Origin of the sequence: Streptococcus sp. 2020WUSS084 (assembly GCF_044427445.1) — a bacterium.
GTDB lineage: Bacteria > Bacillota > Bacilli > Lactobacillales > Streptococcaceae > Streptococcus > Streptococcus suis.
Window position 1 is genome coordinate 15059 of the sequence record NZ_JAOTGC010000021.1, and the last position, 12187, is coordinate 27245.

24 protein-coding genes are annotated in these 12187 nt (G+C 40.6%); all 24 read left to right on the forward strand.

The features are described from left to right. Positions 1 to 96: 96 nt before the first annotated feature. The 24 genes from rpsS to rplQ all read left to right on the forward strand — a co-directional run bounded on the left by rpsS (position 97) and on the right by rplQ (position 11854). The gene (gene rpsS / locus ODU50_RS09535; protein ID WP_000533766.1) at positions 97 to 378 is read left to right on the forward strand and encodes a 30S ribosomal protein S19; all 282 of its coding nucleotides are present in this window, start codon (positions 97 to 99) and stop codon (positions 376 to 378) included. Between the two features lie 17 nt (positions 379 to 395). Next, entirely contained in the window at positions 396 to 740 is a 345-nt protein-coding gene (gene rplV, locus ODU50_RS09540; protein ID WP_002936662.1) for a 50S ribosomal protein L22, read from the forward strand. Between the two features lie 12 nt (positions 741 to 752). After that, on the forward strand, positions 753 to 1406 hold the full coding sequence (gene rpsC / locus ODU50_RS09545; RefSeq protein WP_002936661.1) for a 30S ribosomal protein S3: 654 nt from the start codon (positions 753 to 755) through the stop codon (positions 1404 to 1406). 3 nt (positions 1407 to 1409) lie between these two features. Then, positions 1410 to 1823 carry a 50S ribosomal protein L16 gene (gene rplP, locus ODU50_RS09550; protein WP_002936660.1) on the forward strand — a complete coding sequence of 138 codons (414 nt, stop codon included), beginning with the start codon at positions 1410 to 1412 and terminating at the stop codon, positions 1821 to 1823. Between the two features lie 9 nt (positions 1824 to 1832). Then, positions 1833 to 2039: a 50S ribosomal protein L29 gene (rpmC, locus tag ODU50_RS09555; RefSeq protein ID WP_002936659.1), complete on the forward strand. Its 207-nt coding sequence runs from the start codon at positions 1833 to 1835 to the stop codon at positions 2037 to 2039. A 23-nt stretch (positions 2040 to 2062) separates the two neighbouring features. Beyond that, positions 2063 to 2323, forward strand: a complete 261-nt coding sequence (gene rpsQ, locus ODU50_RS09560; protein ID WP_000440801.1) for a 30S ribosomal protein S17 — start codon at positions 2063 to 2065, stop codon at positions 2321 to 2323. Between the two features lie 24 nt (positions 2324 to 2347). Beyond that, the gene (rplN, locus tag ODU50_RS09565) at positions 2348 to 2716 is read left to right on the forward strand and encodes a 50S ribosomal protein L14 (protein WP_002936658.1); all 369 of its coding nucleotides are present in this window, start codon (positions 2348 to 2350) and stop codon (positions 2714 to 2716) included. Between the two features lie 182 nt (positions 2717 to 2898). Further along, a complete protein-coding gene (rplX, locus tag ODU50_RS09570; RefSeq protein ID WP_398581406.1) occupies positions 2899 to 3204 on the forward strand; it encodes a 50S ribosomal protein L24 in 306 nt (101 codons plus the stop codon). A 23-nt stretch (positions 3205 to 3227) separates the two neighbouring features. Further along, positions 3228 to 3770: a 50S ribosomal protein L5 gene (rplE, locus tag ODU50_RS09575; protein WP_002936653.1), complete on the forward strand. Its 543-nt coding sequence runs from the start codon at positions 3228 to 3230 to the stop codon at positions 3768 to 3770. Between the two features lie 14 nt (positions 3771 to 3784). Next, a complete protein-coding gene (locus tag ODU50_RS09580; RefSeq protein ID WP_002936651.1) occupies positions 3785 to 3970 on the forward strand; it encodes a type Z 30S ribosomal protein S14 in 186 nt (61 codons plus the stop codon). A 191-nt stretch (positions 3971 to 4161) separates the two neighbouring features. Continuing rightward, on the forward strand, positions 4162 to 4560 hold the full coding sequence (gene rpsH / locus ODU50_RS09585) for a 30S ribosomal protein S8 (RefSeq protein ID WP_002936647.1): 399 nt from the start codon (positions 4162 to 4164) through the stop codon (positions 4558 to 4560). 316 nt (positions 4561 to 4876) lie between these two features. Then, positions 4877 to 5413, forward strand: coding sequence for a 50S ribosomal protein L6 (gene rplF, locus ODU50_RS09590; RefSeq protein WP_004195502.1), 537 nt, complete (start codon positions 4877 to 4879; stop codon positions 5411 to 5413). A gap of 88 nt (positions 5414 to 5501) precedes the next feature. Next, positions 5502 to 5858 carry a 50S ribosomal protein L18 gene (gene rplR / locus ODU50_RS09595; protein WP_002936641.1) on the forward strand — a complete coding sequence of 119 codons (357 nt, stop codon included), beginning with the start codon at positions 5502 to 5504 and terminating at the stop codon, positions 5856 to 5858. Positions 5859 to 5876: 18 nt separating this feature from the next. Continuing rightward, positions 5877 to 6371, forward strand: a complete 495-nt coding sequence (gene rpsE / locus ODU50_RS09600; RefSeq protein WP_002936639.1) for a 30S ribosomal protein S5 — start codon at positions 5877 to 5879, stop codon at positions 6369 to 6371. Between the two features lie 14 nt (positions 6372 to 6385). After that, entirely contained in the window at positions 6386 to 6568 is a 183-nt protein-coding gene (rpmD, locus tag ODU50_RS09605; RefSeq protein ID WP_002936638.1) for a 50S ribosomal protein L30, read from the forward strand. Between the two features lie 135 nt (positions 6569 to 6703). Then, positions 6704 to 7144, forward strand: coding sequence for a 50S ribosomal protein L15 (gene rplO, locus ODU50_RS09610; RefSeq protein ID WP_002936637.1), 441 nt, complete (start codon positions 6704 to 6706; stop codon positions 7142 to 7144). A gap of 13 nt (positions 7145 to 7157) precedes the next feature. Beyond that, positions 7158 to 8468, forward strand: a complete 1311-nt coding sequence (gene secY, locus ODU50_RS09615; RefSeq protein WP_024415620.1) for a preprotein translocase subunit SecY — start codon at positions 7158 to 7160, stop codon at positions 8466 to 8468. Between the two features lie 93 nt (positions 8469 to 8561). Beyond that, positions 8562 to 9203: an adenylate kinase gene (locus ODU50_RS09620; protein WP_002936630.1), complete on the forward strand. Its 642-nt coding sequence runs from the start codon at positions 8562 to 8564 to the stop codon at positions 9201 to 9203. Positions 9204 to 9324: 121 nt separating this feature from the next. Further along, positions 9325 to 9543 carry a translation initiation factor IF-1 gene (gene infA, locus ODU50_RS09625; protein ID WP_002936627.1) on the forward strand — a complete coding sequence of 73 codons (219 nt, stop codon included), beginning with the start codon at positions 9325 to 9327 and terminating at the stop codon, positions 9541 to 9543. A gap of 24 nt (positions 9544 to 9567) precedes the next feature. Beyond that, the gene (gene rpmJ, locus ODU50_RS09630) at positions 9568 to 9684 is read left to right on the forward strand and encodes a 50S ribosomal protein L36 (protein WP_001808836.1); all 117 of its coding nucleotides are present in this window, start codon (positions 9568 to 9570) and stop codon (positions 9682 to 9684) included. Between the two features lie 19 nt (positions 9685 to 9703). After that, a complete protein-coding gene (rpsM, locus tag ODU50_RS09635; RefSeq protein WP_002936622.1) occupies positions 9704 to 10069 on the forward strand; it encodes a 30S ribosomal protein S13 in 366 nt (121 codons plus the stop codon). A 17-nt stretch (positions 10070 to 10086) separates the two neighbouring features. Continuing rightward, the gene (gene rpsK, locus ODU50_RS09640) at positions 10087 to 10470 is read left to right on the forward strand and encodes a 30S ribosomal protein S11 (RefSeq protein ID WP_004195509.1); all 384 of its coding nucleotides are present in this window, start codon (positions 10087 to 10089) and stop codon (positions 10468 to 10470) included. Between the two features lie 44 nt (positions 10471 to 10514). Beyond that, entirely contained in the window at positions 10515 to 11453 is a 939-nt protein-coding gene (locus ODU50_RS09645; protein ID WP_004195512.1) for a DNA-directed RNA polymerase subunit alpha, read from the forward strand. Between the two features lie 14 nt (positions 11454 to 11467). Further along, a complete protein-coding gene (gene rplQ, locus ODU50_RS09650) occupies positions 11468 to 11854 on the forward strand; it encodes a 50S ribosomal protein L17 (protein WP_024532345.1) in 387 nt (128 codons plus the stop codon). Positions 11855 to 12187 lie beyond the last annotated feature (333 nt).

Here is a 12187-nt window from a genome sequence, read left to right on the forward strand (position 1 = left end):
TAGTTGCTTAGCATTCTATATCATCCGCCAACTCGGTAGTCCGCTATTTTGCGGACAAGCCGCTGTGGTACATATTTTAAAGGAGAAAACACTAAAATGGGACGTAGTCTTAAAAAAGGACCTTTCGTCGATGAGCATTTGATGAAAAAAGTTGAAGCTCAAGCAAACGACGAAAAGAAAAAAGTAATTAAAACTTGGTCACGTCGTTCAACGATCTTCCCAAGTTTCATCGGTTATACAATCGCAGTTTACGATGGACGTAAACACGTACCTGTATACATTCAAGAAGACATGGTAGGTCACAAACTTGGTGAATTTGCACCAACTCGTACTTACAAAGGTCATGCTGCTGACGACAAGAAAACTCGTCGTAAATAATTTAGGAGGAAAACACAATGGCAGAAATTACTTCAGCTAAAGCAACTGCTCGCACAGTACGTGTTTCACCTCGTAAATCACGTCTTGTCTTGGATAACATCCGTGGCAAAAGCGTAGCAGACGCAATCGCAATCTTGAAATTCACACCAAACAAAGCTGCAGGCATTATCGAGGGAGTTTTGAACTCAGCAATCGCTAACGCTGAAAACAACTTTGGTTTGGAAAAAGCTAACTTGGTAGTCAGCGAAGCATTCGCAAACGAAGGACCAACGTTGAAACGTTTCCGTCCACGTGCGAAAGGTTCTGCTTCACCAATCAACAAACGCACAGCTCACATCACTGTAGTTGTGGCAGAGAAATAAGGAGGTAAAAACGTGGGTCAAAAAGTACATCCAATTGGTATGCGTGTTGGCATCATCCGTGATTGGGATGCTAAATGGTATGCTGAAAAAGAATACGCGGATTACCTTCATGAAGATCTTGCAATCCGCAACTTTATCAAAAAAGAATTGGCTGATGCGTCAACATCAACAATCGAAATCGAACGTGCTGTAAATAAAGTAATCGTTTCTATCCACACTGCTAAGCCAGGTATGGTTATCGGTAAAGCTGGTAGCAACGTTGATGCACTTCGTGCTCAATTGAACAAATTGACTGGTAAACAAGTACACATCAACATCATCGAAATCAAACAACCTGATTTGGATGCACACCTTGTTGGTGAGTCAATCGCTCGTCAATTGGAGCAACGTGTGGCATTCCGCCGTGCTCAAAAACAAGCTATCCAACGTGCAATGCGCGCTGGTGCAAAAGGTATCAAAACACAAGTTTCTGGTCGTTTGAACGGTGCTGATATTGCCCGTGCAGAAGGCTACTCAGAAGGAACTGTTCCTCTTCATACACTTCGTGCGGATATCGACTACGCTTGGGAAGAAGCTTTGACAACTTACGGTAAACTTGGTGTTAAAGTATGGATCTACCGTGGTGAAGTTCTTCCAGCTCGTAAAAACACTAAAGGAGGTAAATAACAAATGTTAGTACCTAAACGTGTAAAACACCGTCGTGAATTCCGTGGAAAAATGCGCGGTGAAGCTAAAGGTGGAAAACAAGTAGACTTTGGTCAATACGGTCTTCAAGCAACTACTAGCTCATGGATTACAAACCGCCAAATCGAAGCTGCCCGTATCGCTATGACGCGTTACATGAAACGTGGTGGTAAAGTTTGGATCAAGATCTTCCCACACAAATCATACACTGCTAAAGCTATCGGTGTACGTATGGGTTCTGGTAAAGGTGCTCCTGAAGGTTGGGTAGCTCCAGTTAAACGCGGTAAGGTTATGTTTGAAGTAGCTGGCGTTTCTGAAGAAATCGCTCGCGAAGCATTCCGCCTTGCTGGTCACAAATTGCCAGTTAAAGTTAAATTCGTAAAACGTGAAGCAGAATAAGGAGAAGACATGAAACTTCAAGAAATTAAAGATTTTGTAAAAGAACTTCGTGGCCTTTCTCAAGAAGAACTTGCTAAGAAAGAAAACGAATTGAAGAAAGAACTCTTCGAACTTCGTTTCCAAGCTGCTGCTGGTCAACTTGAGCAAACTGCTCGTTTGAACGAAGTGAAGAAACAAATTGCACGTATCAAAACTGTGCAATCTGAAACTAAATAATAGATTGGGAAAGGAGAATTTCAATGGAACGCAATAATCGTAAAGTTCTTGTTGGACGCGTAGTATCTGACAAAATGGACAAAACAATCACAGTTGTAGTTGAAACTAAACGTAACCACCCAGTCTATGGTAAACGTATTAACTACTCTAAAAAGTACAAAGCTCATGATGAAAACAATGTTGCTAAAGAAGGCGATATCGTTCGTATCATGGAAACTCGCCCACTTTCAGCTACAAAACGTTTCCGTCTTGTAGAAGTTGTGGAAGAGGCAGTTATCATTTAATCAACCTGAAAGGAGAAAATTGACATGATTCAAACAGAAACTCGTTTGAAAGTTGCTGACAACAGTGGCGCACGTGAAATCTTGACAATCAAAGTTCTTGGTGGTTCAGGACGTAAATTCGCGAACATCGGCGACATCATCGTTGCTTCAGTAAAACAAGCTACTCCTGGTGGTGCGGTTAAAAAAGGTGACGTTGTTAAAGCCGTTATCGTTCGTACTAAGACAGGTGCTCGTCGTGCTGATGGTTCATACATCAAATTCGATGAGAATGCTGCAGTTATCATCCGTGAAGACAAAAACCCTCGCGGAACTCGTATCTTTGGCCCAGTGGCACGCGAATTGCGTGATGGCGGTTTCATGAAAATCGTTTCATTGGCACCAGAAGTACTTTAATCAGATAGTTTTAGGAAATTTGTTACAGACTAGGCAGTTTGTTGTAGATAGTACTTGGGTACATCAAAACAAACTAACGAAGTCTGTGACGGATTTAGTAAACTAGAAAACAAACTAAGTCCCCTGGTTAAATCACTAACCAGGGTGCCCATTAGGGCGTAAGAAATCATAGGAGAAATCAAATGTTTGTAAAAAAAGGCGATAAAGTTCGCGTAATCGCTGGTAAAGACAAAGGCGTTGAAGCAGTTGTCGTAACAGCACTTCCAAAAGTAAACAAAGTTATTGTTGAAGGTGTTAACATCGTTAAGAAACACCAAAAACCAAACAGCGAAAACCCTCAAGGCGCTTTCGTTGAAAAAGAAGCTCCAATCCATGTGTCAAACGTTCAAGTTCTTGACAAAAATGGTGTTGCAGGACGCGTTGGTTACAAGTTTGTAGACGGCAAAAAAGTTCGCTACAACAAAAAATCAGGCGAAGTGCTTGATTAATCACGAAGGAAAGGAGAAGTATAATGGCAAATCGTTTAAAAGAAAAATATCTTAATGAAGTAGTTCCTGCTTTGACTGAACAATTTAACTATTCTTCAGTTATGGCTGTGCCAAAAGTTGATAAGATCGTTTTGAACATGGGTGTTGGTGACGCTGTTTCTAACGCTAAAAACCTTGAGAAAGCTGCTCAAGAATTGGCTTTGATCTCAGGTCAAAAACCACTTATCACTAAAGCTAAGAAATCAATCGCCGGCTTCCGTCTTCGTGAGGGTGTTGCGATCGGTGCGAAAGTAACTCTTCGTGGCGAACGTATGTATGAGTTCTTGGACAAATTGGTTACAGTTTCACTTCCACGTGTACGTGACTTCCACGGTGTACCAACTAAGTCATTTGACGGACGTGGTAACTACACACTTGGTGTGAAAGAGCAATTGATCTTCCCAGAAATCAACTTCGACGATGTTGATAAGACTCGCGGTATGGATATCGTTATCGTTACAACTGCTAACACTGACGAAGAATCACGTGCATTGCTTACTGGCCTTGGTATGCCGTTTGCAAAATAAGAGGGAGAGAATAAATGGCTAAAAAATCAATGATCGCTAAGAACAAACGCCCAGCTAAGTTCTCTACACAAGCTTACACACGCTGTGAAAAATGTGGACGTCCACACTCAGTTTACCGCAAATTTAAATTGTGCCGTGTATGCTTCCGCGACTTGGCTTACCTTGGACAAATTCCGGGTGTAACAAAAGCTTCTTGGTAAGAATAACTTACTATTCCCTTGCAATTCGTCGTCAGCACTTCTGGCCATACCTCAGTATTGCCTGCGAAGTGCTTCCTAGACTTGCTTAGGACTAGCAACTTATTCTATATATACACTTATCACTTGTCCGTAAGGACATCATTAACTAGCAAGTGATCCAATCAAACTGCTAGTAAGAGGAGAAACAACAAATGGTTATGACTGACCCAATTGCAGATTTTTTGACACGTATTCGTAACGCTAACCAAGCAAAACACGAAGTGCTTGAAGTTCCTGCATCAAACATCAAAAAAGGTATTGCTACAATCCTTAAAAACGAAGGTTTTGTGAAAAACGTTGAATTCATCGAAGATGACAAACAAGGCATCATCCGTGTATTCTTGAAATACGGACCAAACGGTGAAAAAGTTATCACTAACTTGAAACGCGTTTCAAAACCAGGTCTTCGTGTTTACTCAAAACGTGAAGATATTCCAAAAGTTCTTAACGGACTTGGTATCGCAATCATCTCAACATCAGAAGGTCTTTTGACTGACAAACAAGCTCGTCAAAAGAACGTTGGTGGTGAGGTTATCGCATACGTTTGGTAATCTTTTAGCTTCCAATTTCGTCATGTGCCTGTGTTAGAGCGTCTTGGCATACTCGAGTATAGCCTGCGTCGCTCTGCCTTGTCACATTTAGAAATTGAAACCTAAAAGCATGATTGCTTCACAAAAGCTATCATAAAACCTGCTCATTCGAACACGGGCTAAAGTCTGTGTAAAAAAGACAATCCTTCCTCGAAGCTTAGGCTTCTGCGTCAAGATTCCTATTTTTACTTTGACTTCTTAACGCCCTCTGTATCATGAGCCCCCGTGAAAACTAGTCGCTAGACGGCTTGATAATTTAACAGGAGAATTAAAAAATATGTCCCGTATTGGTAATAAAGTAATTACATTGCCTGCTGGTGTTGAGCTTGCTCAAAACAACGGCGTGGTAACTGTAAAAGGACCTAAAGGGGAATTGACTCGTGAATTCCCAACTGCTATTGAAATCCGTGTGGAAGGTGCAGAAGTAACTCTTCACCGTCCAAACGATTCAAAAGAAATGAAGACTATTCACGGTACTAGCCGTGCTAACCTCAACAACATGGTTGTTGGTGTTTCTGAAGGCTTCAAAAAAGAACTTGAAATGCGTGGTGTCGGTTACCGTGCTCAATTGGCTGGTAACAAATTGACACTTGCTGTTGGTAAATCACATCCAGATGAAGTGGTTGCACCAGAAGGTATCACATTTGAAGTTCCAACACCAACACAAATCGTCGTGTCTGGTATCAACAAAGAAGTTGTTGGTCAAACAGCAGCTTACATCCGTAGCCTTCGCGCTCCTGAGCCATACAAAGGTAAAGGTATCCGCTACGTTGGTGAATTCGTTCGCCGTAAAGAAGGTAAAACAGGTAAATAATAGCTTGCTGAGGTGGCTTAGCCACCTGGCTGACTATTTCTCAAATTGTTTCGTAAGAAACAGAATCATACATTAAGAGGTGAATATTGTGATTTCAAAACCAGATAAAAACAAAATCCGCCAAAAACGCCACCGTCGCGTTCGCGGTAAAATCTCTGGAACTGCTGCTCGCCCACGTTTGAACATTTTCCGTTCTAATACAGGCATCTACGCTCAAGTGATTGATGACGTAGCGGGTGTAACGCTCGCAAGCGCTTCTACTCTTGATAAAGAAGTTTCAAAAGGTACTAAGACAGAACAAGCTGTTGTTGTAGGTAAACTCGTTGCTGAACGCGCGGTAGCTAAAGGTATTTCTGAAGTGGTCTTTGACCGCGGTGGATATCTCTATCACGGACGTGTGAAAGCTTTGGCTGAATCAGCTCGTGAAAACGGATTGAAATTCTAATAGGGAGGACACTAAGAAATGGCATTCAAAGATAACGCAGTTGAAATTGAAGAACGCGTAGTAGCCATCAACCGTGTTACAAAAGTTGTTAAAGGTGGACGTCGTCTTCGTTTTGCAGCTCTTGTGGTTGTTGGTGACCGTAACGGTCGCGTAGGTTTCGGTACTGGTAAAGCTCAAGAAGTACCAGAAGCTATCCGTAAAGCAGTTGAATCTGCTAAGAAAAACATGATTGAAGTACCAATGGTTGGTACAACAATCCCTCACGAAGTTCGCTCAGAATTTGGCGGCGCTCGTGTATTGTTGAAACCTGCTTCAGAAGGTTCTGGGGTTGCTGCCGGTGGTGCAACTCGTGCCGTAATCGAATTGGCAGGTATCGCAGATGTGACTTCTAAGTCACTTGGTTCAAACACACCAATCAACATCGTTCGCGCAACAGTTGAAGGTTTGAAACAATTGAAACGTGCTGAAGAAGTGGCTGCACTTCGTGGCATCTCAGTTTCTGATTTAGCATAAGAAAGGAGATACTCATGGCTCAAATTAAAATCACTTTGACTAAGTCTCCAATCGGTCGCAAACCAGAACAACGTAAAACAGTTGTTGCACTTGGACTTGGTAAATTGAACTCTTCAGTTGTTAAAGAAGATAACCCAGCTATTCTAGGAATGGTGAACGCTATCTCTCACTTGGTAACTGTAGAAGAAGTTAAATAATCTAACAAATAGACTAAGTCGCATAGAGAAATCTTTGCGACTTCTAGTCCATTTTACATATTTACATACAGCGAGTTTGTGGAGGAAGACTCTTGTACTTCACAGGCGCTAGCATATAAAAGAGGAGAAATAATAATGAAACTTCATGAATTACAACCTGCTACAGGTTCTCGTAAAGTCCGCAACCGTGTAGGTCGTGGTACATCATCAGGTAACGGTAAAACATCTGGCCGTGGTCAAAAAGGTCAAAAAGCTCGTAGCGGTGGCGGTGTTCGCCCAGGTTTTGAAGGTGGACAAACTCCATTGTTCCGTCGTCTTCCAAAACGTGGATTTACAAATATCAACGCTAAAGAGTACGCAATCGTTAACCTTGATCAATTGAACGCTTTTGAAGATGGTGCAGAAGTAACACCAGTTGTGCTTATCGAAGCTGGAATCGTTAAAGCTGAAAAATCAGGAATTAAAATTCTTGGTAACGGTGAATTGACGAAGAAATTGACAGTTAAAGCTGCTAAATTCTCTAAATCAGCTGAAGAAGCAATCACTTCTAAAGGTGGCTCAGTAGAAGTCATCTAAGAGGTGGCAGCCTATGTTTTTTAAACTTTTAAAAGATGCCTTAAAGGTAAAATTGGTACGTAGTAAAATTCTATTTACTATCTTTATCCTTTTTGTCTTCCGCGTAGGAACCCACATTACAGTACCAGGAGTAAACGCAAAGAGTCTTGAGGCCTTGTCAAACCTTCCGTTCTTGAACATGTTGAGCTTGGTTTCAGGAAATGCTATGCGTAATTTCTCAGTTTTCGCACTAGGGGTTAGTCCTTATATTACAGCTTCCATCATTGTTCAACTTTTGCAAATGGATATTTTACCTAAATTTGTTGAATGGGGTAAGCAAGGTGAAGTTGGTCGTCGTAAACTAAATCAAGCAACACGCTACATTTCTTTGGTACTGGCATTTGTTCAATCGATTGGTATTACAGCAGGCTTTAATGCTTTGTCCGGCGCAAAATTGACCAATATGCCATTAAATTGGCAAACATATTTGTTGATTGGATCAATTTTGACAACAGGTTCGATTATTGTAACCTGGCTGGGGGAACAAATTTCTGAAAAGGGCTATGGTAATGGTACATCAATGATTATCTTCGCGGGTATCATTTCATCACTACCAGGGACTTTTCACGAGATTTACATTGATCGCTTTGTTAATATTGAATCAAGTCGTTTGGGGGAGTCAGCAATCTTTGTTGCTGCACTCGTCGTATTAATATTCTTTGTTGTGTATTTTACAACTTTTGTACAACAAGCAGAATATAAATTACCAATTCAATATACAAAACGTGCACAAGGAGCACCTTCTAGCTCATATTTACCGCTGAAATTGAATCCAGCAGGAGTTATTCCCGTAATCTTTGCAGGCTCAATCACTGCAGTTCCAACTTCTTTGATTCAATATTTCGCAAGTCAAAATAAGAGTGCCGGGTGGTTATTGACGGTTCAGGAATACTTTGATTATTCAACTGCTAAAGGTATGATTGTATATGCAGGTTTAATTATTGCCTTTACATTCTTCTACACCTTTGTTCAAGTAAATCCTGAGAAGACTGCAGAAAGCCTTCAGAAAAGTGCAGCCTATATCCATGGAGTTCGTCCTGGTAATGGCACTGAACAGTTTTTGTCAAAATTATTGACAAGATTGGCAGTAATCGGAGCACTCTTCTTGAGTTTTGTAGCTTTGTTGCCCATCCTTGCGCAAAATCTCTTTGGGCTTTCTTCAAGCATTGCATTCCTTGGTACAAGTTTAATTATCGTAATCTCTACAAGTATCGAAGGCATCAAGCAATTAGAAGGCTACCTTCTTAAGAGAAAATATGTAGGTTTCTTAGAAATTACAGAATAGAATATAGGTTGACCTAGTCAACCTTCTATTTTGTTTTTAGATAAGTTTGTCAATAATGGCAAATTTATGTGAAAACAAAATAAGGAGTTTGTCATGAATCTTTTAATTATGGGTTTACCAGGTGCTGGTAAAGGGACACAAGCGGCCAAGATTGTTGAGAAATTCAATGTTGCTCATATTTCAACAGGAGATATGTTCCGTGCAGCAATGGCCAATCAGACTGAAATGGGTATTCTTGCCAAGTCGTACATTGATAAGGGTGACCTCGTTCCCGATGAAGTTACTAATGGCATTGTCAAAGAACGTTTGGTTCAGGATGACATCAAGGAAAAAGGCTTTTTGCTAGATGGCTATCCTCGTACGATTGAACAAGCCCATGCCTTGGATGAAAATTTGGCTGACTTAGGAATTGAGTTGCAAGGTGTTATCAATATTGAGATTGATCCTTCAAAATTGGTAGAGCGTCTCAGCGGTCGTATTATTCATAAAGAAACCGGTGAGACTTTCCACAAAGTATTCAATCCACCTGTTGGAGACTACAAAGAGGAAGACTTCTACCAACGTGAAGATGACAAGCCAGAATCTGTCAAACGTCGTTTAGAGGTCAATATCGCACAAGGACAGCCAATCATTGATCATTATCGTGCAAAAGGGCTGGTCCATGATATTGAAGGTGACCAAGACATTGACCTTGTTTTCCAAGCAATTGATACAGTACTATCAAAATTGCAATAAACTAATAGATTTGGCTTGCATTTTTTATACAAAGATGATAAAATAGCCTAGTCTGACTTATAATTGTTACCTCTGTGTTCAGAGGACATCAAATCGATATTTAGAGAGGGGTTACTTTTGCATGGCAAAAGAAGATGTGATTGAAATTGAAGGCAAAGTAGTCGATACAATGCCAAATGCTATGTTTACTGTTGAGTTGGAGAACGGACACCAAGTCCTTGCAACTGTTTCAGGTAAAATCCGTAAAAACTACATTCGTATTTTGGTCGGTGACCGCGTAACTGTTGAGCTTAGTCCATACGACTTGACACGTGGACGTATCACATACCGCTTTAAATAGTCGAAATACTTGGAGGGATTAAACATGAAAGTAAGACCATCGGTCAAACCAATTTGCGAATACTGCAAAGTTATTCGTCGTAATGGTCGTGTTATGGTGATTTGCCCAGCAAACCCTAAACACAAGCAACGTCAAGGTTAAGAAATAGAAAGGAGAAAACATGGCTCGTATTGCTGGAGTTGACATTCCAAATGACAAACGTGTAGTTATTTCATTGACTTATGTTTATGGTATCGGTCTTGCAACATCTAAAAAAATTCTTGCAGCTGCAGGTATTTCAGAAGATGTACGCGTGAAAGATTTGACATCAGATCAAGAAGATGCTATTCGTCGTGAAGTTGATGCAATCAAAGTTGAAGGTGACCTCCGTCGTGAAGTTAACTTGAACATCAAGCGTTTGATGGAAATCGGTTCATACCGTGGTATCCGTCACCGTCGTGGACTTCCTGTCCGTGGACAAAACACTAAAAACAATGCCCGCACTCGTAAAGGTAAAGCTGTTGCGATTGCAGGTAAGAAAAAATAATATAGGAGGTAGAAAAATTGGCTAAACCAACACGTAAACGTCGTGTGAAAAAGAATATCGAATCTGGTATTGCTCATATTCACGCTACATTTAATAACACTATTGTTATGATTACTGATGTGCATGGTAACGCTATTGCTTGGTCATCAGCTGGTGCTCTTGGTTTCAAAGGTTCTCGTAAATCTACACCATTCGCAGCTCAAATGGCTTCAGAAGCAGCTGCTAAATCTGCACAAGAACACGGTCTTAAAACAGTTGAAGTTACCGTTAAAGGCCCAGGTTCAGGTCGTGAGTCTGCTATCCGCGCTCTTGCTGCCGCTGGTCTTGAAGTAACAGCAATTCGTGATGTGACTCCTGTACCACACAATGGTGCCCGTCCTCCAAAACGTCGCCGTGTATAATCATACATTCCATACACAGCTTTTCGTTTAAGAGGGAGTAAGAAATGATTGAGTTTGAAAAACCAACAATAACAAAAATTGATGAAAATAAAGATTACGGCAGATTTGTGATCGAACCATTAGAACGTGGTTACGGTACAACTCTTGGTAACTCTCTTCGTCGTGTACTTCTTGCCTCACTTCCAGGTGCTGCAGTAACATCAATTAAAATTGATGGTGTACTCCACGAATTCGACACAGTTCCAGGTGTTCGTGAAGATGTTATGCAAATTATTCTTAACATCAAAGGCATTGCTGTAAAATCTTATGTCGAAGACGAAAAGAAAATTGAACTTGATGTAGTAGGTCCAGCTGAAGTAACAGCAGGAGACATTCTTACAGATAGTGACATTGAAATTGTAAACCCTGACCATTATCTCTTTACCATTGCTGATGGTGCCACTTTTAAAGCTGTTTTGACTGTCAATTCAGGTCGTGGTTATGTACCAGCTGAGGGTAATAAGAAAGATGATGCACCAGTGGGAACACTTGCTGTAGATTCTATCTATACGCCGGTGAAGAAAGTCAATTATCAAGTTGAACCAGCTCGTGTTGGTAGCAACGATGGTTTTGACAAATTAACGCTTGAAATCAACACAAATGGCACCATTATTCCAGAAGATGCTTTAGGTCTTTCTGCACGTATTTTGATGGAGCACTTAGGTCTCTTCACTGACTTGACTGAAGTTGCAAAATCTGCAGAAGTGATGAAAGAAGCTGAAGTGGCTTCAGATGATCGTATGCTTGATCGTACGATTGAAGAATTGGATCTATCTGTTCGCTCATATAACTGTCTGAAACGTGCAGGCATTAACACTGTATTTGACTTGACAGAGAAAACTGAGCCAGAAATGATGAAAGTGCGCAATCTTGGTCGCAAGAGTCTTGAAGAAGTTAAAGTTAAATTGGCTGATCTTGGTCTAGGATTGAAAAAAGATAAATAATATAGGAGGAAATCATGGCATACCGTAAACTAGGACGCACTAGCTCACAACGTAAAGCAATGTTGCGCGATTTGACAACTGACCTTTTGATCAACGAATCAATCGTTACAACTGAAGCTCGTGCTAAAGAAATCCGTAAAACAGTTGAAAAAATGATCACACTTGGTAAACGTGGTGATTTGCACGCACGTCGTCAAGCGGCAGCATTTGTTCGTAACGAAATTGCATCTGAAAACTATGATGAAGCAACTGATAAGTACACTGCTACTACAGCACTTCAAAAATTGTTCTCTGAAATTGCACCTCGTTATGCAGAACGTAATGGTGGATATACTCGTATCCTCAAAACTGAACCACGTCGTGGTGATGCTGCACCAATGGCAATTATCGAACTTGTATAAGATCATCAATTTTGTTGAGTGTTATGATGATGGAATCCTATTCTGATTCTTAGTCTAGCTCTGGTCTACCGCTGAGCTTGTCTCAGCGGTAACACTCATCATGTTGATTGGACGCTTGTTTACGAAATTACTCTAAGATAGAATAATTTCGTAAGCAGGCGTTTTTATTAGATGATACATATCAGAAACAGATCATTTACAAGAAGAACGAATCAATAGTTATTTATCACAATCTTAGAAATATACAAATATAGTTTTAAACAGCTAGACCTTTAGACATAGCTATGGTTCTTTCAAGCCATACTGGTAGTGGAACTAAGAAATGAGGAACCA